The sequence below is a fragment of the Pseudoduganella violacea genome (genome assembly GCF_014191875.1).
In the GTDB taxonomy this organism is placed as follows: Bacteria; Pseudomonadota; Gammaproteobacteria; order Burkholderiales; family Burkholderiaceae_D; genus Rugamonas; species Rugamonas violacea_A.
Genome location: NZ_JACHXD010000009.1, coordinates 195,439 through 221,217 on the forward strand (window position 1 = coordinate 195,439; position 25,779 = coordinate 221,217).

Consider the following 25,779-nt stretch of genomic DNA (forward strand, 5'->3'; position numbering starts at 1 on the left):
GGGGCGGCGAAAAAGGGCCGCGATTGGGCCGGGCCGGGCCAGCGCGGCCGGGGAGCGGGGCGAATCCATGCTAATCTGGTGTTTTCCCCTGTTTTAGATGAGCGACACCATTCCATCCGCGCCCCCTGTCCGAGCCCCAGGCAAATCTGGCTGGCCGCGCCCGGTCACCCTGGTCCTGCTGTCGGGCCTGAGCCTGACGGGCTTGCTGTTTGCCGGCATCAGCCGCTTGGAGCAGGACAAGCTGGAGCTGGCCTTCCAGCAGCGCGCCCATGTGCGCCTGTGGGCGCTGAAGGAGGGCGTGGACAATGCCATCGGCAGCCTGCGCGCCGTCAACCAGCTGTTTGCCAGCCATATGGCCGTGAGCCGCGAGGAATTCCGCCGCTTCACCCAGCCCACGCTGGCCTACTACCCCTATGTGCAGAGCGCCAGCTATCTGCGCTTTATCGACGCGGCCGAACGCCCGGCCTTCGAGGCGAGCCTGCGCGGCTTCCAGGCCGACGCGCGCCTGACCGAGATGCGCGACGGCGTGGCGGTGACGGCCGGCGAACGCGCGCGCTACCGCGTGATCGACTATCTGGAACCGCTGCAGGGCAATGAAATGGCGCTCGGCCTCGACACCCTGTATCCGGCCGACGGCGAGGACGTGCGCCAGCATGCCTACGCTACCGGCCTGCCGGCGGCCGGCCAGCTGGTGGCGCTGGTCGAGGGGCCGGCGCCGCGCGTGGGCGTGGTGATCTCGATGCCGGTCTACCGCTACGGCGCCGAACTGGCCAGCGTGGCGCAGCGGCGCGCCGCCGTGATCGGCGAGACGGCCATCGTGCTGCGTCCGGCCGATATGATCGCCAAGGTGTTCGAAGCGGCCGGCCTGCGTCCCAACCAGGGCATGAGCCTGAACGTGTACGCCGCCGCGGCGGACGGCCAGCGCGAGCAGCCGCTGTACGCGGCGGCGGCGGCGCCGTCGGGCCAGGGCACGCTGCCGCGCTGGCTGTACCCGGGCCGCGCGGCGCCGCTGCGGCAAGGCTTCGACGTGGCCGGCCAGCGCTGGCGCGTGACGGCGGCGCCGGGCGACGAGGTGCTGCTGAGCGACCATCTGGCTTCGCTCTCGACGCTGGCCCTGGGCCTGCTGCTGACGGGACTGGGCGCGGCCTATATGCGCACCCTGTCGCTGCGCAACCGCGTGATCCAGCGCCATGTCGAGGAACGCACCGCCCAGCTCAAGGAATTGAACCGCGAGCTGCTGCTGCGCGAGCGCGCCATCGAGTCGAGCACCAATGCGGTGGTGATCACGGCGGCGCAGCCGGGCAATCCCACCGTCTACGTGAACCGCGCCTTTGAGCGCATCACCGGCTACAGCGCGGCCGACATCCTGGGCCGCAGCCCGCGCCTGCTGCACGGCGACGACACCGAGCAGCCGGGCGCGGTCGAGGTGCGCAGCGCCATCCGCGAGCAGCGCGACGGCCACGCCATCCTGCGCAATTACCGCAAGGACGGCACGGCCTTCTGGAACGAGATCTATATTTCGCCGGTGCGCGACGAACAGGGCGCGGTCACGCACTATGTCTCGATCCAGCACGACATCACGGCGATGAAGGCTTACGAGTCCGAGCTGCACCACCAGGCCATGCACGACGCCCTGACCGGCCTGCCCAACCGCCTGCTGCTGCAGGACCGCCTGCGCCAGACCATTACCCACTCGGCGCGCAAGCGCCATTCATTGTGGCTGGTGTCGCTCGACCTGGACCGCTTCAAGTTCACCAACAGCCATCTGGGCCACAAGGGCGGCGACCGCTTGCTGCAGGCGGTGGCGCAGCGCCTGCAGCAGGCCGTGCGCCCGGTGGACACGGTGGCGCGCATCGGCGGCGACGAATTCGCGCTGATGCTGCTGCCCGAGCATGGCGCGCTGACGCCGCGCGCGGAACAGGTGCAGCGCGTGCTGGCCGCGCTGGCCGCGCCGCTGCTGCTGGACGAGGCCGAGCTTTTCCTCAGCGGCAGCGCCGGCATCGCCGTCTATCCGGCCGACAGCGCCGATCCCGGCATCCTGATGGAGCGCGCCGACATCGCCCTGTACCGCGCCAAGGAAATGGGCGGCAACAACTACCAGTTCTACACAGCGGCGCTCAACGAGCAGCTGGGCGAGCGCCTGCTGATCGAAGGCGCGCTGCGCCAGGCGCTGGAGCGGCGCGAATTCGTGCTGCACTACCAGCCCCAGGTCGATATCGCCTGCGGCCGCATCGTGGGCATGGAAGCGCTGGTGCGCTGGCAGCATCCCGAGCTGGGCATGGTGGCGCCCAACCGCTTCATTCCGCTGGCCGAGGAAACCGGCTTGATCGTGCCGCTCGGCGCCTGGGTGCTGCGCACGGCGTGCGCCCAGGCCCTGGCCTGGCAGCGCCTGGGCCAGGGCGAGCTGCGCGTGGCGGTGAATGTGTCGGCGCGCCAGATGGCGGAACAGGACTTCGTGCAATCGGTGGCGGCGGCGCTGGCCGAAACCGGCCTGGCCCCGCATTGCCTGGAGCTGGAACTGACCGAGAGCCAGGTGATGAACGATATCGAGCAGGCCATCAGCGTCATGCACGAGTTGAAGAAACTGGGCGTGAAGCTGGCGATCGACGATTTCGGCACCGGCTATTCCAGCCTGGCGCATTTGAAGCGCTTCGCCATCGACGTGCTGAAGATCGACCAGACCTTCGTGCGCGACGTCACCGAGAACGCCGACGACGCGGCCATCGTGAGGACCATCATCGCCCTGGCCAGCAACCTGAAACTGGAGGTGATTTCGGAAGGCGTGGAAACCCGCCAGCAGCTCGACTTCCTGCGCCAGCACGGCTGCCAGCAGATGCAGGGCTATTACTTCAGCCGCCCGGTGCCGGCCGCCGAATTCCTGGCGGTGCTGGCGGCGCACGACGCGCGCCAGGCGGCCGAACGCGGCGCCCAGGCCGACCGCATGCTGGGCCAGGCCATCTGAAATTGCGGGGGCGGACGCGCCGCGGGATTGTTAATATGATAATATTGGCGTCCCCGAAATGTCACGCTTACAGGAGCAAGCATGTCCATCGTATCGATCAGCGCGGCGCTGAATCTGCCGGCGGCGCAAGTCTGGCACACCATCAGCGGTTTCGATTCCCTGGCGCAGTGGAGCGGCGCCATCGCCAGCAGCCAGCTGGAGCAGGGCGGCCGCCTGCGCCGCCTGACGACCGGCGACGGCATCGTCCTCGTCGAACGGCTCGAGTACTACAGTGAAAGCGAGCAGACCTATACCTCCTCGATCGTCGACGCGCCGCTGCCGCTGACGCGCTGCTTCGCCACGCTCGACGTGACGGCGGCCGGCCCCGGCCGCAGCGTGGTCGAATGGTCCTGCGACTTCGACTGCGCCCCCGCCGACGAGCAAGCCCTGGTCGACCTTTTCCGCAAGCTCTACCGCAGCGCCCTCGACCAGCTCGCGCGCCAGCTCGACGCCTAGCGTCGTTAACGCGGGACGCGGCCGAAGGCTTCGCCGGCTTTCCAGCGTGGCATGGCCGTGCTGTTGGCGACGGCGTAGCCGAGCTTGAGCGTGAATTGGGCTTGCTGCAGCATGCCGCTCAAGTCCCAGCCCGGGTGGTATTCGTCCGTGACCTGGTGGTAGTGCCGCTTGAAGCCGACGATCTGGGCGGCCTGCTCGGCATGCTGGTGGGCGAACTCGAAGTGGCCGTCGCCGGAGAAGACGGCGGAGCCGACGTTGAAGGCCGGCACGCCGGCCTTGGCGAAGTTGAAGTGGTCGGCGCGGAAGTAGGCGCCGGACAGGTCGGGAATCGTGGGCGCCAGCTTCATGCCCATCTGCTTGGCCACCTGGCCTGCCGTCTCATACAGGCTGCTGCGCTCGGCCCCGGCCACGCCGATGTCCTTGGTGCGGCCGGCGAAGTTCATGCTGTCCAGATTCAGGTCGGCCGCCGTTTTCGCCAGCGGGAAGGCGGGGCTGCGCACATAGGCGGCGCTGCCCAGCAAGCCTTGTTCCTCGGCCGCCGGCCACAGGAACACTTGCGCGCGCCGCGCCGGATGCGGGACCGCCGCGGCGGCCATGGCCAGCAGCGCGGCCGTGCCGGAGGCATTGTCGATGGCGCCGTTCCAGATATGGTCGCTGCGGTCGCCTTCGCGCACATTCTCGTCCACGCCCAGGTGGTCCCAGTGCGCCGAATACACCACGGCTTCTTCCTTGAGCTGCGGGTCGGTGCCGGGCACGATGCCGATCACATTGAATTGCTCGACCTGGCGGATGCTGCTGCGCAGCTCGGCCTTGGCGCGGATGCGCAGGTCGACCGGCTGGAACTCGCGCGATTCGGCCTGGGCGCGCAGCTTGTCCAGATCCTGGCCGGCGGCGGCGAACAGTTCGCGCGCCGTGTCTTCATGCAGCCAGCCTTCCATCTGGTTGCCGGGGCCGGCCAGGTGGAAGCGTTCGTGGCTGAAGCCATTGGCCGGCACGCTCCAGGGATAGGAGGCCGACGGCGTGGTGTGGATCAGCAGCACGCCGGCCGCGCCGCGTCGCGCCGCTTCCTCGAATTTGTACAGCCAGCGGCCGTAGTAGGTGTAGGCCTTGCCGGCGAAGCGGTTCGGTTCCTCGGCCGTGGGCTGCGGGTCGTTGACCATCATGACCAGGATCTTGCCTTTGACTTCGCGGCCCTTGTAGTCGTCCCAGCGCTCTTCCGGCGCGTGCACGCCGTAGCCGACGAACAGCAGCGGCGCACTGAAGGCGATATTGCTGCGGCCACTGGCGGTGCCGAACACGATGTCCTTGCCGACGATGGGCGTGATGCTCTTGTCGCCCACCTCGAAGCGCACCGAGCTTTCCGGCAGCAGCTTGCTGCCCTCGATCTTCACCGATTGACGGTAGCTGCCGTCGGCCAGCGGCTGCAGGCCGATGGCGGCGGCCTGGGTTTCCAGATAGCTCACGGCCAGGTCGCCGCCGCGCTGGCCGGTGCCGCGTCCTTCCAGCAGGTCGTGGCTGAGGAAGGCCAGGTGGGCGCGCAGCGGCGCCGCTTGCACGGTGGGCGCGGCCTGGGTGGCTGGGGCGGCCGATGCGGCGGCATGGCCGAGCAGGGGGGAGAGGGCGGCCAGCAGGGTCGGAAGGGTCTTGCGCATTGCTTCTCCAATTAAGGGAATGGAAAGGTCAGCCGGCATCTTACCCGATCCGCCACGGCGAAAATGGCTTAGTATGCAAGCATCATCTTTTGACAAGGAGGGCGGCATGCAAGTCATCGTGATTACCGGCGCATCCGACGGCATCGGCGCGGAAATGGCGCGCCAGCTGGCGCGGCGCCATGGCAGCGACCTGGCGCTGGTGCTGGCGGCGCGCAATGCCGCCGCCCTGGAGGAGGTGGCGGGACAGTGCCGGGCGGACGGCGCCCAGGTGCTGGTGCAGGCCACCGACGTCGGCGTGCAGGACGAATGCCGGCGCCTGATCGCGGCGGCGGCCGGGCGTTTCGGCCGCATCGATGCGCTGGTCAATAATGCCGGCCGCTCCGGCCACGCCCTGTTCGAGGAGGTGCAGGATCTGGGCTGGTACGAGGACTTGATGCGCGTGAACCTGTGGGGCAGCGTGTGGTGCACCCATGCGGCCCTGCCCTGGCTCAAGCAGGCGCGCGGCCAGGTGGTGGCGGTGGCCTCATTGGCCGGCCTGGTGGGCGTGCCGGGACGCACCGCCTACGGCGCCAGCAAATTCGCCATGGCCGGCTTTTTCGAGAGCCTGCGCGCGGAACTGAAACCGCATGGCATCAGCGTCACCACCGCCTATCCGGGCGTGGTGGCGACGCGCATCCGTTATCGCGGTTTCAACGCGGCCGGCGGCGAATTGGGCGCCAGCAGCCTGAAAGAGGAGGCGGCCATGCCGGTGGCGGAGTGCGCGGCGCTGATCCTGGCCGGCATGGCGGGGCGCAAGCGCGAGGTGGTGATGACGGCCAAGGGCAAGCTGGGACGCTGGCTGAAACTGATCGCGCCCGGCCTGGTGGAAAACATGGCGCTGGCGGCCGTCAAGGCCGAAGCGCGGCCGCACAGCTGATATTTCCGGGACTGGAAGCGCCGGAAAGAGTAAACTAGAGGCTTTCTGTCGCATTAGGCGATTCGAACAATAATTTTTAAGCGAGTGCCGCCATGACTGCAACAGCTCCAAATACCGCCCCCGTCCTGTTTACCGACCTGAATCTGAGCCCGGCCCTGATCAAGGCCTTGAAGGAGGTCGGCTATGAGTCGCCTTCGCCGATCCAGGCCGCGACCATTCCTTATCTGCTCGACAACCGCGACGTGCTGGGCCAGGCCCAGACCGGCACCGGCAAGACGGCCGCTTTCGCCCTGCCCATCCTGTCGCGCATCGATACCAAACAGGCGGCGCCGCAGGCGCTGGTGCTGGCGCCCACGCGCGAGCTGGCGATCCAGGTGGCGGAAGCCTTCCAGCGCTACGCCGCCCATATCCCGAATTTCCATGTGCTGCCGATCTACGGCGGCCAAAGCTACGGCCCGCAGCTGTCGGCCCTGCGCCGCGGCGTGCACGTGGTAGTGGGTACGCCGGGCCGCGTGATCGACCACCTGGACAAGGGTTCGCTCGACCTGTCCAAGCTGAAAACCCTGGTGCTGGACGAAGCCGACGAAATGCTGCGCATGGGCTTTATCGACGATGTCGAGCGCATCCTGCAAGAGACGCCGGAAACGCGCCAGACCACGCTGTTCTCGGCCACCATGCCGTCGCAGATCAAGCGCATCGCCACCACCTATCTGCGCAACCCGGCCGAAGTGACGGTGGCCGCCAAGACCGGCACCGCCGAGAATATCCGCCAGCGCTACTGGCTGGTGAGCGGCATGCACAAGCTCGACGCGCTGACCCGCATCCTGGAAGCCGAGCCGTTCGACGGCATGATCATCTTTTCGCGCACCAAACTGGGCACCGAGGAACTGGCCGAACGCCTGCTGGCGCGCGGCTTCTCGGCCGCCGCCATCAACGGCGATATGCAGCAGGCCGCGCGCGAGCGCACCATCGGCCAGCTCAAGGACGGCAAGATCGACATCCTGGTGGCGACCGACGTCGCGGCGCGCGGTCTGGACGTGGAGCGCATCAGCCACGTGATCAATTACGACGTGCCGTATGACGCCGAAAGCTATACCCACCGTATCGGCCGTACCGGCCGCGCCGGCCGCAGCGGCGAAGCGATTCTGTTCATCACCCCGCGCGAACGCAATCTGCTGAAATCGATCGAGCGCACCACGCGCCAGCCGATCGGCATGATGGAACTGCCGACGCTGCAGGCGGTCAACGACGTGCGCATCGCCCGCTTCAAGGACGAGATCACCGATGTGCTGGCGCAGGGCGGCCTGGATGAATTCCAGGCGCTGATCGAAGCCTACGAGAGCGAGCACAATGTGCCGGCGCTGGAAATCGCGGCGGCCCTGGCCAAGATGGCGCGCGGGAACAAGCCCCTGATGCTGGACAAGAAACGCGAAACCGGCTGGCACGACGACGGCCGCCCGCCGCGCGAGCAGGGCGACCGCCCCGAGCGCGCTGACCGTGGCGAGCGTCCCGATCGTGGCGAACGCTTCGCCAAGAAGGAGCGCACGCCGCGCGCACCCGATCCGGGCATGCTGACCTACCGCATCGAAGTGGGCTACCGCCACGGCGTCAAGCCGGGCAATATCGTGGGCGCCATCGCCAACGAGGGCGGCATCGATTCCAAATACATCGGCCGCATCGAGATCTTCGACGATTTCACCGTGCTCGATATGCCGGAGGATTTGAACAGCGAGACGCTGGACACGCTGGCGGGCATCCGCGTGGCGGGCCAGGCGCTGAGCATCAGCCGTGATGGCGAAGCGCCTGCCGCCGCCAAGCCTGCTGCCGCTGCCAAACCTGCCGCTGCAGCGCCGGCGCCGAAGAAGGCCAAGCCGGCGCCGGCCGCCGCGCCGCGTGGGGATGACGAGGAGCCGATGTTCGACGAGGCGCCAGCCAAGAAGAAAAAGGAAAAGCCGGGCAAGCTGAATATCCCGATGCGCGCTTACCGCGTCGAGGTGGGCAGCCAGCACGCGGCGACGCCCTCCAATCTGGTGGGCGCCATCGCCAATGAGGCGGGTCTGGAAGCCAAGTTCATCGGCCGCATCGAAATCTTCGACGACCACTCGGTGCTGGAAATGCCGGACGGGATGCCGCCCGATCTGTTCAAGCATCTGGGCAAGGTGTGGGTGGGCGGCCAGCAGCTGCGCATCAGCCTCGCCGACAAGATGCCGCCGCAATCGGAAAAACACACGCCGCCTAAAAAGCCGGCGGCAGGCAAGCCAACCACCGTCAAGCCTGGCTTCAAGGGCAAGAAGGGCTGATTCTTCAGCTTCCGCACCAAAAACCGGCCATTGGCCGGTTTTTTATTGTCCGCATGGCTGTCGCTGATCCAGGTTTGTGTTTTCGACTCCCTCGCGGAACCTGTCTGAAACGACTGCCTGTTTTGGCCTGAATTTGTCTGAATTTGCCTGCATTTTCCAAGCTGCATTCCGGCCAGACAAAAGCAGGCAAAATCAGACAAACTCAAACAGATTCAGACAATTTCAGGCAGTATTTTTCAGGCACATTCCGTTACGCAGTCGAAATGACATCCACCCCGCAACGCGCTATGCTGCGGGCTGGCCCGACTAACCGCAAGGATTCCCATGCTGAAGCAAGTCCGCAAGCCCCTGTTTTCCGCCGTCGCTGACGGCTGCCCTGGCGCTGCCGAGACCATTGTCACCGCGCCAATGACGCTGCAGGACTATCTGGCGCTGGATGGCGCGCCGCCCGCGCGCCGCATCGCCTATGGCGGCGCGCCTTCGCAGTTCGTGGAGCTGTTCAAGCCGGAAGGCGAGGGACCGTTCCCGGTGGTGGTGCTGATCCACGGCGGCTGCTGGACGGTGGACTTTGGCGGCATCGTGCAGATGCGCAGCATGGCCAACGCCCTGCTTGCGCAAGGCATCGCGGTATGGAATGTGGAATACCGCCGTTATGACGAGGCGGGCGGCGGCTATCCCGGCATGTACCAGGACGTGGCCACGGCGGTCGACCTGCTCAAGCAGGAAGCCTGCGCCGACCTGGCGCGCGTGGTGGCGGTGGGGCATTCGGCCGGCGGCCATCTGGCGCAGTGGGCCGCTTCGCGCCACAAGCTGCCGGCATGGAGTCCCGCTTACGCCGCCGCTCCGCTGCCGATTCCCAGCGTGATCAGCCTGGGCGGTCTGGCCGACCTGCGCAACGAGGCGGAGCTGATCAAGCGTACCTGCGAGCGCGACACGGCGCAGCTGGCCGGCCTGCCCACGCCCGGGCGTCCCGACGTGTTTGCCGACACCTCGCCGGCCGAGATGCTGCCAGCCGCCATCCGCACGCTGCTGATCCACGGCGAACTCGATGACATCTCGCCGCCGCAAACGGGTGAGAACTATGCGCGCCGCGCCGTCGCGGCCGGCGATGCGGCCGCCGTGATCGTCCTCCCAGGTGCCAGCCACTATGACGAGGTGGCGGCCAGCTCGCCCGCCTGGCGCATCGTCGGCGCCGAAATCCGCAAGGCGCTGGGCCTGGCGGGCTGACTCAATACTCGTCGTACTTGCGGGCGTCGCCCTTGACCTGCGCGGCCGGGTACTTGGCCCGGTTCAGCGCCATCTTCTCCAGCGCGGCGGCGCGCAGGTCGACGCCGGTCTTGTCGGCCAGCTGCACCAGGTAGAGCAGCACATCGGCCAGCTCGTGGCGGATGCCTTCGCGCTTGCGTTCATCGAGTTCGTCCAGCGCGCCGGTGGGCAGCCACTGGAAATGCTCGACCAGCTCGGCCACTTCCACCGACAGCGCCATCGCCAGGTTCTTCGGCGTGTGGAACTGTTCCCAGTCGCGCTCCGTCGCAAAAGCGCGGGTCAGTCCGCGCAGTTCGTCGAGGGAGTCCTGCCGGCTCATGCCGCCGCCTTGTGCATAAAGACGCTGTGCGGATCGTCGGGATAATCGCCGAACGGGCCGCAGCGCGCATAACCCAGGCGTTCGTACAGGGCCAGCGCTTCCGGCTGCAAAGGTCCGGTCTCCAGCACGAAGCGCGGACAGCCGCGCGCTGCGGCCGCGCCTTCGAGCGCCTGCAGCAGCCGGCTGGCCAGGCCTTGGCCGCGCGCGGCGGGCCGCACATACATGCGTTTCAGTTCGCCGAATTCCGGCGTCAGCACGATGGCGCCGCAGCCCAGGGCCGCGCCGTCGCCGTCGCGCGCCACGGCGAACAGCACATTGTCCTGGCGCAGGGCGGACAGGTCCAGCGCGTACACACTCTCCGGGGGATACAGCCCGTATTGGTAAGCATCCAGCTCGGCGATCAGGGCATGCACCTCCGGCTGATCCGGGGTTTCAAAAACGATCTTCATCGGCATTTTTTCAGGTGGCGGCAACAGGCGACAATGCTATCATCCCTGCGCCGCCCACCACAGATGGGCGCTCACAAGAGAAAGGGAGAAGAATGAAATCGCTAGTATCTCAAGCTGTGGCGCTGACTATCAGTTCCGCGTTCGCAGCGGGCGCCATCAGCGCCCATGCCGCCACCCCCGCCGCTGCCGCCGTCGCTGCTGTTACCAATGCGGCGCGCGCCGACAACCCCTGGCTCAGCGAAGCCGACGCCATGGCGCGTTCGGCCCGCGTCTCGAACGTGGCTTATGTACTGGACTTCAAACTCACCGGCGCCGAAAGCTTCAGCGCCACCACCACGCTGCATTTCGACCTGAGCGACGCCAGCCAGGCGCTGACCGTGGACCTGGACCAGGCCAGCATCAGCGCGCTCACCGTCAACGGCAAGGCCGTGACGCCGAAATACAATAAATGGTTTATCACCTTGGCGGCGGAAGACCTGCGCCAGGGCCGCAACACCGTCACGGTGGCGTATGAGCGCAAGCACAGCACCAATGGCGAGGGGCTGCACCGCATGGTCGATCCGGCCGATGGCCGCGTCTATACCTATTCCCATTTCGAGCCGGCCGCCGCGCACCAGATGTTCGCCCTGTTCGACCAGCCCGACCTGAAGGCGACCTACCAGCTCAACGTCACCGCGCCGGCCGACTGGCAGGTGGTGTCGATGACGCGCGAAACCTCGGTGCAGGACGTGGACGGCGCCAAGCGCTGGACTTTCCCTGTCTCGAAAAAACTCAGCGCCTATAACTTCTCCCTGCACGCCGGCCCTTACAAGGTGTGGGAAGACAAGACCAGCGCCAAATATCCGATGCGCCTGATGGCGCGCCAGTCGCTGGCGGCCCAGGTGCAGCCCGAGACCTGGTTCCGTTACACCGCGCAAGGCTTGAAGTTCTTCGACGAGTACTTCGGCATTCCTTACCAGTTCGACAAATACGACCAGATCCTGGTGCCCGACTTCCTCTACGGCGCCATGGAAAACGCCGGCGCCGTCACCTTCGGCGAGGCGCGCTTCGTGCACAAGGACGAGATGACGGCCGCCCAGCGCGAATCGCTGGCCACGGTCATCATGCACGAGATGGCCCACCAGTGGTTCGGCGACCTGGTGACGATGAAATGGTGGAACGGCCTGTGGCTGAACGAGAGCTTCGCTTCCTTCATGGCGACCCTGGCCGCGTCCGAGGCGACCGAATTCAAGAACGGCTGGCAGTCCTTCTATTCGCGCGGCAAGGTCGGCGCCTATGAGCACGACCAGCGCGTGACCACCCACCCGATCGAGGTGCCGGTGCCGTCCACCGCCAATGCCTTCGACAATATCGACGCCATCACCTACGCCAAAGGCGCGTCCACGCTCAAGCAGCTGCGCCACCTGCTGGGCCAGGAAGTGTTCCGCAAGGGCGTGCACAACTACCTGGCCAAGTACGCCTGGCAGAACGCGAAACTGGACGACTTCATCGGCAGCTTGGGCGAGGCGGCCGGCCGCGATCTGGGGCCATGGACCCAGCAGTGGCTCTACCAGCCGGGCGTGAACACCATCACCGCCAGCTATACCTGCAAGGGCGGCAAGCTGCAGGAATTCAGCCTGCAGCAAAGCGCGCCGGCCGCTTATCCGGTGCTGCGCGAGCAGCGCGTGCAGGTCGGCCTGTTCGTCAAGCGCGGCGGCCAGCTCAAGCTGGAACGCCAGCAGGGCGTGACCTACCAGGGCGCCAGCACAGCGGTGCCGGAGCTGGCCGGCGAAGCCTGCCCGGACCTGGTCTATCCGAACTACGAGGATTGGGGCTTTGCCAAGGTCAAGCTCGATGCGCGCTCCTTCGCCACCGCGCGCCAGTCGCTGCGCAAGGTCGATGATCCGCTGCTGCGCGCCATGCTGTGGAACAATCTGTGGGACAGCGTGCGCGATGGCGACCTGCCGCTCAACGATTTCCTGCAGGTGGCGCAGCACAACCTGCCGTACGAGAAGGATTACGCGGTGCTGGGCGACGTGATCGGCAAAGTGGACAAGGCGCAGGATTACCTGAACCTGATGGCGCCCGCCGCGTCCTACACCAAGCGCACCGCGGCCGCGCTGGAAAAGCTGAGCTGGACCCAGGTGTTGGCGAATAAGGGCAACAGCAATTTCCAGCGCCGCTGGTTCGACCTGCACTTGGGCGCCGTGGCCAGCCAGCCCGCGCTGGCGCGCCTGGCGGCCATGCTCGATGGCCGCGAAAAAGCCGCTGGCCTGAACATCAGCCAGGATCTGCGCTGGGCCATTCTGGGCCACCTGAGCCGCCGCAACTATCCCGGCACCGCCGCCCGCATCGAGGCCGAGCAGGCGCGCGACAATAGCGACAGCGGCCAGGCGGCCGCGCTGGCGGCGCGCGTGATCAGTCCCGATGCGCAGGTTAAGCAGGAATGGCTGGCCAAGATCGGCGACCTGCAAAGCAAGCTGCCGTTCTCGCGCATCCGCACCGCCATGGGCGCCATGTATCCGGCCGAGCAGCATGCGCTGAGCGAGCAAAGCGCGGCCGACCGCTTGCGCCAGTTGCCGCTGCTGGACAAGGCGGCCGGCCCGGTCTTCATGCGCGCCTATGGCGCCAGCATGATCCCGGCCACGTGCACGCCAGCCAGCGTGCAGCGCCTGGCCGCTGCGGTGGAGGACAACAAAGAACTGTCCACAGGCACCCGCCGCGCCCTGCTGCTGGCGCACCAGGAGGATGCGCGCTGCGTGGCGATCCGCCGGGCTTTGACAGTACCATTAAGCTAGCCTTTTCGATCCATCAAATCTATTTCGTCCCCCTATAGCGCTGGTCTATAGTAAAAACGGCGGCAGGTCCGGAAGGCATCCCGGCCCTGCCCCGTCCAATAAAGGGGAATTCCATGAACAAGACCACACTATGCCTGCTCGCCGTTTTGGCCGGCGCCGGGCAGGGGATGGCGTTGGCGGAACCGCCAGCGCAAGACGCCAAACAGCCGGTGGAAACCGTGCGCATTCCGGGCCAGATCGACCGCATCGATCTGCCGGCAACCAGCTATGGCATGAACGTCACCAATTTCGCGTCCTACCGCGGCAGTTATGATCTGTCCAACGGCCAGGAACTGTCGCTGCTTGCCGGCACGGCCAGCATGTATGCGATTCTCGACAACGGCCGCAAAGTGCGCCTGATCGGCGCCGGCACCGATACCTTCGTGGCCGAGGACCGCAGCCTCCATATGCGGCTCTGGCGCGGCATCGACGGCGAGGTGGGCGGCGAATTGCTGCTGGCCCAGCCCGCGGATATGGCGGGACTGGATGCGCCGCTGCTGCGCATGGCCATGCACCGCTAGCCTTGTCGTTGTGTAAAGCAGGCCACTCCCTTACACTGTGCCGGCCGGACGCGCACGCGTCCTTACCGGAACAGGAGGGAGTGGATGAAGAAACTGCTGCTGGGCAGCGCCGCCTTGCTGATGGCGGGCAGCGTCTGGGCCGCGCCGCTGCAGGATGTGGCCGAACGCTATACCAAACTGGTGCTGGCCATTGGCCAGCATGACGCCAATTATGTCGATGCTTACTACGGCCCGCCGCAATGGCAGGAAGAAGCGGCGCGCCAGAAGCGTCCGCTGAAGGAGCTGCGCGCCGACGCCGGCGCCACGCTCAAGCTGCTGGCCGGGCAGCAGGGCGCCGACGCCGACGACACCCTGCGCATCGAATTCCTCAATAAGCAGCTGGCCGCGATGCAGGCCTATATCGATATGCTGGACGGGAAGAAGTTCAGCTTCGATGAGGAAACCGCGCGCCTGTACGACGCCGTCACGCCCCACCATACGCGCGCCTACTACGAAAGCCTGGTCGGCGAAATCGCGCAGCTGCTGCCGGGCAGCGGTCCCGTGACCGAACGCCTGAAAGCCTTCCGCCAGCAGTTCGTGATCCCGGCCGACCGTCTGCGTCCGGTGATGGATGCCGCCATCCGCGCTTGCCGCGAACGCACCGCGCCGCATATCGGCCTGCCCGCGCAGGAAAGCTTCACGCTCGAATTCGTCACCGGCAAGCCCTGGTCGGGCTATAACTGGTACAAGGGCCAGTCGCGCAGCCTGATCCAGATCAACACCGAATTCCCCATCTATATCGACCGCGCCGTGGACCTGGGCTGCCACGAAGGCTATCCCGGCCACCACGTCTACAACGCGCTGCTGGAACAGAGCCTGGTCAAGGGCAAGGGCTGGGTCGAGTACAGCGTCTATCCGCTGCAATCGCCGATGTCGCTGATCGCCGAAGGCAGCGCCAACTACGGCATCGAATTGGCCTTCAGCGAGGACGAGCGCCTGGAGTTCGAGCAGAAGGTGCTGTTCCCGCTGGCCGGCCTCGATCCGGCGCTGGCGCCGCAATATGCGCGCCTGCGCCGTTTGCTGTCGAAACTGAGCTACGCCGACAACGACGCCGCCATGCAGTACCTGGATGGCAGCTTCACGCGCGCCCAGACCATCGACTGGCTGGTCAACGTGCAGCTCTACCCGCCGGAAAAATCGGCGCAGCGCGTGCAGTTCTACGACACGGTGCGCAGCTATGTCATCAACTACAACCTGGGCGCCGACTTGGTGAAAGCGTATGTGCAACGCCACGCCACCGCCAACGATCCGCAGCAGGCGCGCGCCCAGCGCTGGGCCGCGTTCCGCGCGCTGCTGTCGTCGCCGCGCCTGGCGAGCGGCTTGCGCTGATACGCTTGCATGACGATAGTGTCGCAGTTCGAGCGCGGACTGCGGCGCAATCGTGGCGTGCTTGATCCCGCTTCCCAACATGCGCTAGGATAGTCCGCGAGCTGTTCTCCCCGCTAAGCGTTACCCCGCTGTGAAAGGTGATGATATGCAGACCTCCTCCGAACCAGGCACGGCGAAGATCGACCGCTGGCAGAAGGACCGGCAGAAACTGTTCAAGACCATTCCGCCTGAAGGCAAGACGGTGCGCTATCTGGGCAAGAGCTTCCTGGTCTACCCCGACACCTTCTGGCCCTTCACCGACAGCCAGCCGCTGGTGCAGAACCTGCACATCCCGCCCGGCGCCAGCGTGCTCGATGTGGGCACCGGCTCCGGCGTGATCGCCGTCTTCGCCTGCTACGGCGGCGCGGGCCGCGTGCTGGCGCTGGACATCAATCCGGCCGCCGTCAAGAGCGCGCGCCACAACGCGCAGCAGCACGGCTTTGAAAACGTGATGGAAGTGCGCCAGTCCAATTTGTTCGAGCAGGCGGGCGAGGAGCAGTTCGACGTCATCACCGCCAATCTGCCTTTCCGCAACAAGGAAGCGCACGATGTGGTGGCGCGCTCGCAGTGGGACACCGATTTCCAGACCAATACCCAGTTCTTCCGCCAGGTCGGCAACTACCTGAAGCCGGGCGGCCGGATCTATTTCGCGCACTCGAATTTCGGCGCGGTGGACGAGGTGAAAAAGCTGGCGCAGGAAGCTGGTTTCAGCGTGCGCCTGATGGCGACCGCCAGCGCCGACAAGGCGGAAACCAAGCAGTTCTACGCCTTCCTGATCGAACGCGCCCACGCCGGCGCGCCATAAGCGGCGGTTGCCATGAAAGCGCTGCTGCAGTCGGTCGCCGCGCTGCGCGCCGTGCCAGCCGCGCCATGGCGCGGCGCGGTGCGGCGGGTGGCGGTGATACTGACCAGTTCCCGCTCCGGCTCCAGCCTGTTCAAGAGCGTGCTGGCCGGGCATCCCGACATCGCTTCGCTGGACGGCGAGGCCGAACCCTTCCTGGCCCTGAGCGGCAACGGCTTTGGCTTCAACTCCGACAGCGACGCCTTGCGCAGCTTGAACGACATCGAGGCGCTGGCCGACAATATCTTCGACGGCTTGACCGTGGCCGACGCGCACTGGGCGCCTTTGCCGGAGCTGACGGCGCGCTGGCGCCGCCGTCTGCTGCTGCAGTTTCCCGCCCTGTTCAGCGTGCCGGAGGAATACCAGCGCATGCAGCGCGCGCTGGACGAGGTGCTGGGCCACGCTTGCGCGCGCGAACGGGATGCGCCCGAGCCGCTGGACGAGCAGGAAGTGCAGAGCCAGGTGCTGGCGGCCCTGTTCTGGCGCGAACCCTGGCGCGTCGATTATTACGACGGCCGCCTGGGGCCGGGCGCCAACAAGTATTTCGACGAGACGGCCAAGATCGAGGAGCCGCCCTTCGTGCTGCCGCGCCTGCGGCGGCGCCGTTTCGCCGCCGCCGACGCGCAGGACAAGATCTTGCTGTTCAAGACGCCGTCCGACGCCTACCGTCCCGGCCTGTACGAGCAGCTCTTCCCGCGGGCGGCGGTGCGCTATATCCACCTGACGCGCGGCTACGCCCAATGCGTGAACGGCTTGATGGACGGCTGGCTTTCACCCGTCGGCTTCTTCGCCCAGGACCTGCGCCGCGCCGGCGTCTCGCTCGACATCGCCGGCTATTCCGACCAGCTGCCTTTCGGCCGCCACTGGTGGAAATTCGATTTGCCGCCGGACTGGCATGCGCTCAGCGCCGCCAGCCTGGAAGAGGTGTGCCTGGCGCAGTGGCTGGCCAGCCACCGCGCCATCATCGCCAGCGGCGTGCCGGCGATACGTCTGGCGTTCGAGGACTTCATCGCCGATCCGGCCGCCATCATGGGCCGCGCCACGCGCTGGCTGGAGTTGGCGCCGTTGCCCATGCCGCCCGCGCTGCCGGTGACGATGGCGACCGAGGCGCCCGGCGCTGGCCGCTGGCGCAAGCGCCGCCCGCAGCTGGGGGCCTTGGCCGCGCGGCCGGAGGTGGCCAGCCTGATGGACGAACTGGGCTACCGCATGGAACAGGAGGATTGGCAATGAGGCGGCGTTTCCTTGTCCCCTATCTGATGGGCCAGCGCCGCGACGGCCTGGCGCGCGTGGCGCAACTCGATACGGCGCCGTGGCAGGTGCTGGCGCTGCCCAGCCGCAGCGAAACGAAGATCGCCGACAAGGGCGCGCAGATGGCCAGCATGGGCGAGGTGTATGCCGGACTGGCCGAGCAGGTGCGCCGCGCGGTGCAGGCGGGCGAGCAGCCGGTCAGCATTTCCGGCGACTGCATCTCGACACTGGGCATGCTGGCCGGCCTGCAGCAGGCCGGATGCGAGCCGCAGCGCATCCTGTGGCTGGATGCGCACGGCGATTTCCATACCTGGGGCACGACCCAGACCCAGTACCTGGGCGGCATGCCGCTGGCCATGCTGGTGGGGCGGCAGGACCGGCGCCAGAACAGCCGCGACGCCATCGCGGCGCTGCGCCGCGCGGTCGGCGTGCGGCCCTATCCGGAGCGGCGCGTGCTGCTGTCGGATGCGCGCGACCTCGATCCGGGCGAGGACGTGGCCTTGCGCGCCTCCGACATCGTGTGCTGCGGCTTCGGCGAGATCGAAGGCCATCTGCGGCCGGAAGAAAGCCTGTATGTGCATTTCGATACCGATGTGATGGACGCGGCGGAGCTGGCGGCGCTCAAGTACCACGTCGGCCATGGTCCCAGCTATGCCGAGACGGCGGCGCTGTTCCGCCGCCTGGCGCGCTACCCGATTGCGGCGGTCTCGGTGTCGGCCTGGCACGGCGACCGCGATGCGGGCGACAAGACGGCGCTGGCCTGCCTGGAGCTGCTGCACCTGCTGCTGCCCGGCTCATAAGGGCCAGTGGCGGGCGGCGATGACGCCGTGTTCGCGCAGCAGGTCGAGCACGCGGCGGGCCGCCTCCTCGACGCCGATGCTGCAGGTGTCGAGCACCAGCTCGGCCCGCGTGGGTTCCTCGTAGGGCGAGGAAATGCCGGTGAAGTCGGCGATCTCGCCGGCGCGGGCGCGCCGGTACAGGCCTTTGACGTCGCGCTCTTCGCAGGCGGCGACGGAGCAGCGGCAATAGACTTCGAGAAAATCGCCGGCCGGCAGCAGGGCGCGCGCCCGTTCCCGGTCGGCGCGAAAGGGAGAGATGAAGGCTGCCAGCACAATCATGCCGGCCTCGCTGAACAGGCGCGCCGCTTCGGCCGCGCGGCGGATGTTTTCCGAACGTTCGGCGGGCGCGAAGCCCAGGTCGGAGCACAGGCCGTGGCGCACATTGTCGCCATCCAGCACGAAGCTGCGGCAAGCCTGCTGGAACAGGCGCGCTTCGACGGCGCGCGCCACGCTGGACTTGCCGGAACCGGACAGGCCGGTGAACCACACCACGGCGCTGCGGTGGTTGTTCAACTGCTCGCGCTGGGCGCGCGTGATGCTGCTGTACTGCCAAACGATGTCGCTGCTGGTCATGGCTCAGGCCTTTCTTTTGCGGGGAAAGAAGGGACTTGCTTCGATGGCGGGACTGGTATCTGCAATATACACGGATTGGTTTGCCTTGTCGGGGAGGGCGGCATGCGCACGGTGCTGATCGTGGGCGCCGGCTTTTCCGGCGTGGCGTGCGCGGTACAGCTGCTGCGGCAGGCGGCCGGCTCGCCGCGCGCAGCCCTGCGCATCCTCTTGTTGAACCGCAGTCCCGGCATGGCGCGCGGCCTGGCCTACGGCACCAGCAGCGCCGGCCACCTGCTGAATATTCCCGCCGGCGTCATGAGCGCGCTGGACGACGACCCCGGCCATTTCCTGCGCTATGCCCAGGCGCGCGACAGCCGCATCGGCGCCGCCAGCTTCGTGCCGCGCAAGCTGTATGGCGATTACCTGGAGTGGCTGCTGCGCCAGAGCGAAGAGGCGGCGCCGCCGCTGGTGCGCCTGGAGCGCATCGCCGCCCAGGCCGAGGCGCTGGGCGTGGACGACGACGGCGCCACGGTGCGCCTGGCCGGCGGTGTCGCGCTGCGCGCCGAACGCGTGGTGCTGGCTTTCGGCCACTTCCCCTCGGCCGACCCGCGCGTGGCCGATATGGGTTTTTACGCCAGCGCGCGCTACCAGCGCGACCCCTGGAACAGCGCGCAGCTGGACAGCCTGCGGCCGGAAGAGCCGGTGCTGCTGCTGGGCAGCGGCTTGACGGCGGTGGACGTCGCCCTCAGCCTGCTGCAACGTAATCCCACGCGCCGCATCGAGATGGTGTCGCGCCACGGCCTGCTGCCGCAAGCCCACCGCCGTCTGGCGCCGCCGCCGGCCGGCAGCGCCGTCACGGGCACGCTGCTGCCGGCCATCTGGGGCCAGGCTGCGACCGTGCGCGCCCAACTGCATGGCTTGCGCCAGCACGCGCGCGCGCTGCAGGCGGCCGGCCACGATTGGCGCGCCGCGCTGGCCGCGCTGCGGCCGCATACGCCGGCCATCTGGCAGGCTTGGGACAGTACGCAAAGACGGCGCTTCCTGCGCCATGTGCAGCCTTACTGGGACAGCCACCGCCACCGCATGGCGCCCGAGGTTGCGCAGCGCCTGCAGGCGGCCTTGGGCAGCGGCATCCTGCGCGTGCACGCGGCGCGCCTGCTTGGCTATGGCGAGGATGCCGAGAGCGTGCGCGTGCGTCTGCAGCCGCGCTCCGGCCACGGGGACGCGTCCGCGCTGACGCTGCGCGTGGCGCGCGTGATCAACTGCACCGGTCCGGCCGGCCCGGCCGCCTGCGGCAACGCGCTGGTGGGCCAACTGCTGGCCGCCGGCCTGCTGCGCACCGACGCGCTGGGCCTGGGCATCGAAGTGGGGCCGGGCTGCGCGGTACGCGACGCGGCCGGCCGCTGCAGCACGGTGCTGCACTATATCGGCCCCTGGCTGAAAGCGGACTACTGGGAAGCCATCGCCGTGCCCGAACTGCGCCGTTTCGCCCGCCAGATCGCGCAGGATTGCTTGAAAAAATCATGATGCGCGGCTTGTCCTTTGGATGCGAAAACCAGCCTGCAATCCCTTTGCCGTTCCTTGCTGGCGCCGGAACCGTCCCGCCGCGCCTTAGTTGCCGACGCCAGCTTCCTTGAGCAGCTGGCGGTATTCATGCGACTGGCGCACCACGGCCATTTCGCGCCAGACCGCTTCGGCGCGGGCCGGCTCGCGCTCATACGCCTGGTGGCTGAAGATCAGGTGGAAGACCAGGGTGGCGTAGGGCGGTGTGGCTTGCTGCACGCGTTCGCGGAAGCGCGGGTCCTGCTGCGCCAGGCGGCTGGCCTCGCTGCCCTGCAGCACCGCCACATCGAACATGCCCGAGACCAGCAGGCGCAGCGCATCGTCGGCCGACTTCACCAGCTCGCGCGGCTTGTAGCCGCGTTCGCGCAGCACGCTGGCGATCATATAGCCGGTTTGCACGGCGATCTCGCCGTTCGGGCTGTATAGCGTCTGCCCATCCCAGCGGCCCTCGCCGCCGATGCGCAGGTAGACGTAGGCATGGTCTTCGTTGAGTGCGCGCGCGGGATCGGAGCGGCCGTCCGGCAGCAGCGGGAACTGGCCCAGGCGGCGCCGCGCCGGCGAATCGGCGGCGGCGATCACGCCATCGACGCGGCCGGAGCGGATCTCTTCCAGGCAGCGCCGCCACGGTTTGGGTACATAGAGAAATTGCTCGCCGAGCTGTTTTTCGACGCGCCGCAGCAGCTCGAAATTCAAGCCCTTGCCCTTGGGCGTGGTCCACGGCCGCTGCGCCACATCCTCGAAGCAGAAGGTCAGCGGCGGCGGTGCGGCGCGCGCCGGCAGGCCGGCCAGCAGGGCCAGGCTGGTGAGGACTAGAAGGTAGCGTCGTCTGGCGCGCATTGCCGCTCCGCTCGGTTTGCCATCGGGGCCCGTTTCAAGTATTCACGGCCCCTGACATGCATCCTAGCATGCCGCCCACACCGGCTGGCAAGACTTCTTTACGCCGGATTTTCCTTAATGGAAGCTTAATTATCAGGAAATATAAGTTGTTAGTAGGGAACATGAATGTTCCCTCTTGCACAATGCCAAGCCGGCCCCTACCATCGGTCTCGCCCTTATTTTCCTGTAATAATCCGGCACGGTCGGGCCAGCTTCCAGCGCGCCTATATTCCCGATCGTTCAATCAAAAATAAAAACAATCGCATTGAAAGTGCGAACCCGAAGAGAATCGTATTAATGCCTCATAGACATGCATTCCATAAAGATGAGGGGAAATGCCGCGCCACGCGGGCGGTGCTGGACCGGCTGGGCGATAAATGGAGCTTCACAATAGTCAGCTGCCTCTGCCAAGGACCGTTGCGCTTTAATGAGATCCGGCGCGGCATCGGCGTCATTTCGCAGCGCATGCTGACCCTGACCCTGCGCGGCCTGGAGCGCGACGGCCTGGTGGTGCGCACGGTATATCCCACCGTGCCGCCCGGCGTCGAATACGCGCTGACCGATCTGGGCCATAGCCTGCTCAAGCCCATGGTGGGCCTGGTCGAGTGGGCCTATGAACACCAGGAACAGGTGCACACGGCGCGCAGCCGTTTCGATGAAAAAAGCCAACGCTCGACCGCGCCGGCGGTGGGCATGACCCATGGCCGGCGAAATTAGTAATTAGTAATAATTATTATTAATAGGTAACATGTTTGTGCCTTCTTGTTGAATGGCGGCAGGCTCCATACCATCGTTTTTTCTTTATTGGCCCAAAAGGGAGAGACGATGAAACATCTCAGTGTCCGGCAGCGCATGCTGGCCGGCTTCGGCATCTTGATGTTATTGCTGACCAGTATTTCCGCGCTGAGCCTGTATAGCCTATATACGCTGAACGAGAATCTGAACAGCATCGTCAATATTAATAATGTCGAAGCCCGGCTGGCGGCCACGCTGGGGGCGACGGTGCAGGACCGCGCCATCGCCATCCGCAATCTGGCCCTGTTGAGCGACGCGGCGCAGATGCGCGCCGAGGTCGAGCGCGTGCGCAAGCAGGAAGCCCTGTATGCCGAGACCTATGCCCAGCTGGGCAAAATGTTCCATGAAGACGCCAATACCCTGCCCGAGGAGTTGCGCCTCTACAACGCCCTGAAGAGTGCGGAGGCCGACAGCCTGCCGGCCTTCGAGCAAGCCATGGCGCTGGCCATGGCGGGCGAGCGCGACGGCGCCACCGCCTTGCTGGTGGGCGAGATGCGGCGCGGCCAGCGCGCCTGGCTGGCCGCCACCGGCGCGCTGCAAGCGATGGAAGACAAGCTCAATGCCGACACCGGCGTGGCCGCCACCGCCCATGCCGAATCGTCCAGCGCCCTGATCATGCTGCTGGGCGCGATCGCCATCGGCTGCGGCCTGCTGACGGGCTGGCTGGTCACGCGCAGCCTGCTGCGCCAGCTCGGCGGCGAGCCGGCCCTGGCGCAGGAAGTGGCGCGCCAGATCGCCGACGGCAATCTGGGCGTGGCCGTACCCCTGTCGGGCGAGCGCGACAGCCTGATGGCCTCGCTCGAATCGATGCGGCGCCAATTGAACACCATGGTGTCGGGCATCATCCAGTCGGCCAATACGATCGCCGTGGCGGCCGATGAAATCGCCCAGGGCAATGCCGACCTGTCGCAGCGCACCGAGGAACAGGCTTCCTCGCTGGAGGAAACCGCGTCCAGCATGGAAGAGTTGACCACCACCGTGCGCCAGAACGCCGAGAATACGCGCAGCGGCCATGCCCTGGTGCAGAGCGCGGCCGAGGTCGCCGCCAGCGGCGGCCAGGTGGTGCAGCGCGTGGTGGCGACCATGCAGGACATCGCCGCCAGCTCGGCCCAGGTGACGGAGATCATCGCCGTGATCGAAGGCATCGCCTTCCAGACCAATATCCTGGCCTTGAACGCCGCCGTGGAAGCGGCGCGCGCCGGCGAGCAGGGACGCGGCTTTGCCGTGGTGGCCGGCGAGGTGCGCACCCTGGCCCAGCGCAGCGCCACGGCGGCGCGCGAGATCAAGGAGCTGATCGGCGCCTCGGCCAGCCACGTGGCGGGCGGCGCGCAACTGGTCGATATGGCCGGCCGCACCATGGCCGAGGTGGTGCAGGCGGTGGGCAAGGTGCGGCACATCATCGGCGATGTCAGCACCGCCTCGCACGAGCAGAGCGCGGGGATCGAACAGATCAATATGGCCATCATGCAAATGGATGCGGTCACGCAGCAGAACGCGGCGCTGGTGGAGCAGGCCACGGCGGCGGCGCAAGCCTTGTCGGCGCAGGCGCACGGCCTGCGCGCGGCGGTGGCCCGCTTTACCGTGGTGGAGGAGCGCGCCGGCGTGCCGCCGCGCCTGGTGCTGCCGCCGCGCCAGCGGCCGGCGGCAAGGCGCGGCTTGCGGTCCGCGCAGGGTGCGGTGTGAGCATTAATTTATGCAAGTAAAGTGGCTGTTGGCGAACTATAGTGAAACTGGGCGGCGCTTCGCCGTTCGTCAAACAGAGGGGATGCCATGACACGCAAATACATCGATTGCCGCGATTTTCCCAGCGATGCCCACTGCACCGTCGCCATGTCGGCCGACGATGAAGAGGAGCTGCTGGCCGTCGCCGTGCAGCACGCCGTGAGCGTGCACCAGCATGCGGACAGCCCGGAACTGCGCCGGCAGATCCGCACCATGATCAAGGATGGCATGCCGGGCGAGCAGGCGCTGCCCGGTGGCGCCGCGCAGAGCGGCCAGGATAGCGGCCGCCCCCTGCCGCATTAGCGCGCACTGCCAGGCGGCACGCGTCATGCCAGCCGCCCGGCTGGCATTTTTTTTGGCAGCGTCCGAGGAAGCCTTCTAGTGGCTTGCGGCGGCGGCGTGGTATAAATTCTCCCTCGCGTTTTTGCCTACCCCGAATGACAAGTATGGAGTTTCCCGCCGCCGGATCGCCGATCCGCATTCTGATCGTCGACGACCATCCCTTGCTGCGCGCGGGGCTGGCGGAAACGATCGCCAGCCAGCCCGATATGTGCGTGGCGGGCGAAGCGGAGAACGGCGTGCAGGCGCTGGCCATGTATCCGCTCTGTCGTCCCGACGTGACGGTGATGGACATCGCCATGCCGGAAATGTGCGGCGTTACGGCCCTGCTGGCGATCCGCCGCGATTTTCCGGCGGCGCGCATCGTGATGCTGACCACCTTCAAAGGCGACGCCCAGATTCAGCGCGCCGTGCAGGGCGGCGCGGCCGGCTTTCTGCTGAAGAGCAGTCTGCGCCGGGATCTGCTGGACACCATCCGCGCCGTGCATGCCGGCCAGCGCCGCATCCCGTCCGAGATCGCGATGGAGCTGGCCGAGCATATGGGCCGCAGCCTGCTGAGCGAGCGCGAAGCCGAAGTGCTGCGCAGCGCGGCGGCCGGCAATTCCAACAAGCGCATCGCGCTGCATCTGGCCATTTCCGAAGAAACGGTGAAGGCGCATATGCGCACCATCCTCGCCAAGCTGGGCGCCAACGACCGCACGCATGCCGTCACCATCGCCTTCAAGCGCGGCATGATTACGTTTTAGTCCGCACGTCGCGCGCTCGCGGCCAGCGTCGCCAGCAGCGCCAACAGGCAACAGGGCAGCAGCAGCGCCGCCATGCCGTAACGGCTGACCGCCAGCGCGCCGCCGAAGGCGCCCGCCGCGAAACTGAGCACGGGCCACAGCAGTTTCATTTGGTCCGCCGCACGCGCCGCGCCTGGGCCGCGCGCCGCGTCGATGGCGTCGATCACCAGCTGGGTCACATTGCCGGTCATGACCGTGGTGGCGGCCAGCTGCGGCAGCAGCAGCTTGCCGTAAGCGTTTTGCACGCCCATGGCCGCCGTGCACAGCAAGCCGCTCAGCATGACCAGCGGCGCATCGCTGCTGCGGATCGGTGCCGCCAGCCAGCCGCAGACGGCCGCCGCCAGCAGCAGCCCCAATTGCAGCAGCAGGGCGCGCCGCAGCGCGTTGCCGCCCAGGCGCTGCCAGCGCAGCACCAGCAGATGGCACAGCGCCACGGCGGCGATAAAGGCCGGGAAGGCCAGGAGCTTGAGCTGCACATCGTGATGCGGCTCGACCAGCGCCCGTCCCAGCAGCACGAAGTTGCCGGTGACGTGGGCGGTGAACAGGCCGAACAGCGCGATGAAGCCGGCTGTGTCCACATAGCCGGCGAGGAAGCTCAATGTGGCGGCGCAGCAGCGGGCGCTGGCTGTTGGGGCGCTGCCGGGGGAGGGGTTGCCGGCCATCTCAGCGTCCTCCCTGCGGCGCGCGCAGATCGTGCCAGGCCACCAGCAGGAAAGCGCCGGCCAGGCCCAGATGCTCGTAGAAGCTGTTGGCCGCCATAAAGCGTTGCATGCCCTGCATTTCCCAGTAACGGTTGGCGACAAAGGTGGCGGCCACGGTGAACAGGGCCAGCCCCAATGCGCCCAGCCAGCGCAGGCGGCCGCTGAGCACCAGCAGCGCCGCCCCCAGCTCGCCGAGGATGACGGCCGCCGCCAGCGGGGCGGCGGGCGACAGGCCGAAATGGCGCATCTCGGCGACGGCGCCGCCGAAATCCGTCAGCTTGTTCAAGCCGCCTTGCAGATAGGCGGCGCACAGCAGCAGGAGCGCCAGCCAGTGCAGGGCCGGTGCGGCGGCCCACACGCGCCAGCGCGGCGGCGTGCGGGTGGGATGGGTCTGCGCGCTCCGTGAAGGTTTCAT

Annotated in this window: 23 protein-coding genes; 16 read left to right on the plus strand and 7 right to left on the minus strand. The window is 67.1% G+C overall.

The genetic code is table 11. From position 1 onward, the window contains the following. Positions 1-97: 97 nt before the first annotated feature. Both FHS03_RS16905 and FHS03_RS16910 read left to right on the plus strand, forming a co-directional pair. On the plus strand, positions 98-2,962 hold the full coding sequence (locus FHS03_RS16905) for a bifunctional diguanylate cyclase/phosphodiesterase (RefSeq protein ID WP_183442083.1): 2,865 nt from the start codon (positions 98-100) through the stop codon (positions 2,960-2,962). 81 nt (positions 2,963-3,043) lie between these two features. Next, positions 3,044-3,457, plus strand: a complete 414-nt coding sequence (locus FHS03_RS16910; protein ID WP_183442084.1) for an SRPBCC family protein — start codon at positions 3,044-3,046, stop codon at positions 3,455-3,457. A gap of 5 nt (positions 3,458-3,462) precedes the next feature. On the opposite strand, the gene FHS03_RS16915 is transcribed toward FHS03_RS16910, so the two are convergent. Continuing rightward, a complete protein-coding gene (locus tag FHS03_RS16915; RefSeq protein WP_183442085.1) occupies positions 3,463-5,109 on the minus strand; it encodes a M28 family peptidase in 1,647 nt (548 codons plus the stop codon). A 106-nt stretch (positions 5,110-5,215) separates the two neighbouring features. Between FHS03_RS16915 and FHS03_RS16920 the strand changes: the two genes are divergently transcribed. The 3 genes from FHS03_RS16920 (at position 5,216) to FHS03_RS16930 (ending at position 9,552) form a co-directional block, all read left to right on the plus strand. Further along, positions 5,216-6,025, plus strand: coding sequence for an SDR family oxidoreductase (locus FHS03_RS16920; RefSeq protein ID WP_183442086.1), 810 nt, complete (start codon positions 5,216-5,218; stop codon positions 6,023-6,025). A 92-nt stretch (positions 6,026-6,117) separates the two neighbouring features. Continuing rightward, positions 6,118-8,325 carry a DEAD/DEAH box helicase gene (locus FHS03_RS16925; RefSeq protein WP_183442087.1) on the plus strand — a complete coding sequence of 736 codons (2,208 nt, stop codon included), beginning with the start codon at positions 6,118-6,120 and terminating at the stop codon, positions 8,323-8,325. A 324-nt stretch (positions 8,326-8,649) separates the two neighbouring features. Then, positions 8,650-9,552, plus strand: coding sequence for an alpha/beta hydrolase family protein (locus FHS03_RS16930; RefSeq protein WP_183442088.1), 903 nt, complete (start codon positions 8,650-8,652; stop codon positions 9,550-9,552). 1 nt (position 9,553) lies between these two features. Here the strand turns inward: FHS03_RS16930 and FHS03_RS16935 are convergent, their stop codons facing one another. Together FHS03_RS16935 and FHS03_RS16940 are read right to left on the minus strand one after the other, a co-directional pair. Next, the gene (locus FHS03_RS16935) at positions 9,554-9,910 is read right to left on the minus strand and encodes a nucleotide pyrophosphohydrolase (RefSeq protein ID WP_183442089.1); all 357 of its coding nucleotides are present in this window, start codon (positions 9,908-9,910) and stop codon (positions 9,554-9,556) included. Continuing rightward, positions 9,907-10,359, minus strand: a complete 453-nt coding sequence (locus tag FHS03_RS16940) for a GNAT family N-acetyltransferase (RefSeq protein WP_183442090.1) — start codon at positions 10,357-10,359, stop codon at positions 9,907-9,909. Before FHS03_RS16940 ends, FHS03_RS16935 begins: the two co-directional genes overlap by 4 nt. 92 nt (positions 10,360-10,451) lie before the next feature. Here FHS03_RS16940 and pepN point away from each other — a divergent pair, with 92 nt between their 5' ends. The 6 genes from pepN (at position 10,452) to FHS03_RS16970 (ending at position 17,992) form a co-directional block, all read left to right on the plus strand. Continuing rightward, positions 10,452-13,136: an aminopeptidase N gene (pepN, locus tag FHS03_RS16945; RefSeq protein ID WP_183442091.1), complete on the plus strand. Its 2,685-nt coding sequence runs from the start codon at positions 10,452-10,454 to the stop codon at positions 13,134-13,136. Positions 13,137-13,249: 113 nt separating this feature from the next. Continuing rightward, positions 13,250-13,696 carry a hypothetical protein gene (locus FHS03_RS16950; RefSeq protein ID WP_183442092.1) on the plus strand — a complete coding sequence of 149 codons (447 nt, stop codon included), beginning with the start codon at positions 13,250-13,252 and terminating at the stop codon, positions 13,694-13,696. Between the two features lie 84 nt (positions 13,697-13,780). Beyond that, a complete protein-coding gene (locus FHS03_RS16955) occupies positions 13,781-15,064 on the plus strand; it encodes a hypothetical protein (RefSeq protein WP_183442093.1) in 1,284 nt (427 codons plus the stop codon). A 145-nt stretch (positions 15,065-15,209) separates the two neighbouring features. Then, positions 15,210-15,908: a methyltransferase gene (locus FHS03_RS16960; RefSeq protein ID WP_183442094.1), complete on the plus strand. Its 699-nt coding sequence runs from the start codon at positions 15,210-15,212 to the stop codon at positions 15,906-15,908. Positions 15,909-15,920: 12 nt separating this feature from the next. Then, positions 15,921-17,174, plus strand: a complete 1,254-nt coding sequence (locus tag FHS03_RS16965; protein ID WP_183442095.1) for a hypothetical protein — start codon at positions 15,921-15,923, stop codon at positions 17,172-17,174. Next, positions 17,171-17,992: an arginase family protein gene (locus FHS03_RS16970; RefSeq protein WP_183442096.1), complete on the plus strand. Its 822-nt coding sequence runs from the start codon at positions 17,171-17,173 to the stop codon at positions 17,990-17,992. Before FHS03_RS16965 ends, FHS03_RS16970 begins: the two co-directional genes overlap by 4 nt. Here the strand turns inward: FHS03_RS16970 and cysC are convergent. Continuing rightward, positions 17,987-18,604, minus strand: coding sequence for an adenylyl-sulfate kinase (cysC, locus tag FHS03_RS16975; protein WP_183442097.1), 618 nt, complete (start codon positions 18,602-18,604; stop codon positions 17,987-17,989). The genes FHS03_RS16970 and cysC overlap by 6 nt on opposite strands. Positions 18,605-18,706: 102 nt before the next feature. Here cysC and FHS03_RS16980 point away from each other — a divergent pair, with 102 nt between their 5' ends. Beyond that, positions 18,707-20,110, plus strand: a complete 1,404-nt coding sequence (locus tag FHS03_RS16980) for an FAD/NAD(P)-binding protein (RefSeq protein WP_183442098.1) — start codon at positions 18,707-18,709, stop codon at positions 20,108-20,110. Positions 20,111-20,194: 84 nt separating this feature from the next. Here FHS03_RS16980 and FHS03_RS16985 read toward each other — a convergent pair whose 3' ends face one another. Continuing rightward, positions 20,195-20,983, minus strand: coding sequence for a substrate-binding periplasmic protein (locus FHS03_RS16985; protein ID WP_183442099.1), 789 nt, complete (start codon positions 20,981-20,983; stop codon positions 20,195-20,197). Between the two features lie 336 nt (positions 20,984-21,319). Here FHS03_RS16985 and FHS03_RS16990 point away from each other — a divergent pair, with 336 nt between their 5' ends. The 4 genes from FHS03_RS16990 to FHS03_RS17005 all read left to right on the plus strand — a co-directional run bounded on the left by FHS03_RS16990 (position 21,320) and on the right by FHS03_RS17005 (position 24,624). Further along, complete coding sequence (locus tag FHS03_RS16990) at positions 21,320-21,739, plus strand: winged helix-turn-helix transcriptional regulator (protein WP_183442100.1); 420 nt, start codon at positions 21,320-21,322, stop codon at positions 21,737-21,739. A gap of 108 nt (positions 21,740-21,847) precedes the next feature. Then, positions 21,848-23,500 carry a methyl-accepting chemotaxis protein gene (locus FHS03_RS16995; RefSeq protein WP_221208168.1) on the plus strand — a complete coding sequence of 551 codons (1,653 nt, stop codon included), beginning with the start codon at positions 21,848-21,850 and terminating at the stop codon, positions 23,498-23,500. Positions 23,501-23,587: 87 nt separating this feature from the next. Then, the gene (locus tag FHS03_RS17000; RefSeq protein ID WP_183442101.1) at positions 23,588-23,842 is read left to right on the plus strand and encodes a DUF1059 domain-containing protein; all 255 of its coding nucleotides are present in this window, start codon (positions 23,588-23,590) and stop codon (positions 23,840-23,842) included. A gap of 143 nt (positions 23,843-23,985) precedes the next feature. Next, positions 23,986-24,624 (plus strand): response regulator, encoded by a 639-nt coding sequence (locus FHS03_RS17005; protein ID WP_183442102.1) that lies wholly within the window; start codon positions 23,986-23,988, stop codon positions 24,622-24,624. On the opposite strand, the gene FHS03_RS17010 is transcribed toward FHS03_RS17005, so the two are convergent. Both FHS03_RS17010 and FHS03_RS17015 read right to left on the minus strand, forming a co-directional pair. After that, positions 24,621-25,325: a YoaK family protein gene (locus FHS03_RS17010; RefSeq protein WP_183442103.1), complete on the minus strand. Its 705-nt coding sequence runs from the start codon at positions 25,323-25,325 to the stop codon at positions 24,621-24,623. The genes FHS03_RS17005 and FHS03_RS17010 overlap by 4 nt on opposite strands. 1 nt (position 25,326) lies before the next feature. Further along, on the minus strand, positions 25,327-25,779 hold the full coding sequence (locus FHS03_RS17015; RefSeq protein WP_183442104.1) for a DoxX family protein: 453 nt from the start codon (positions 25,777-25,779) through the stop codon (positions 25,327-25,329).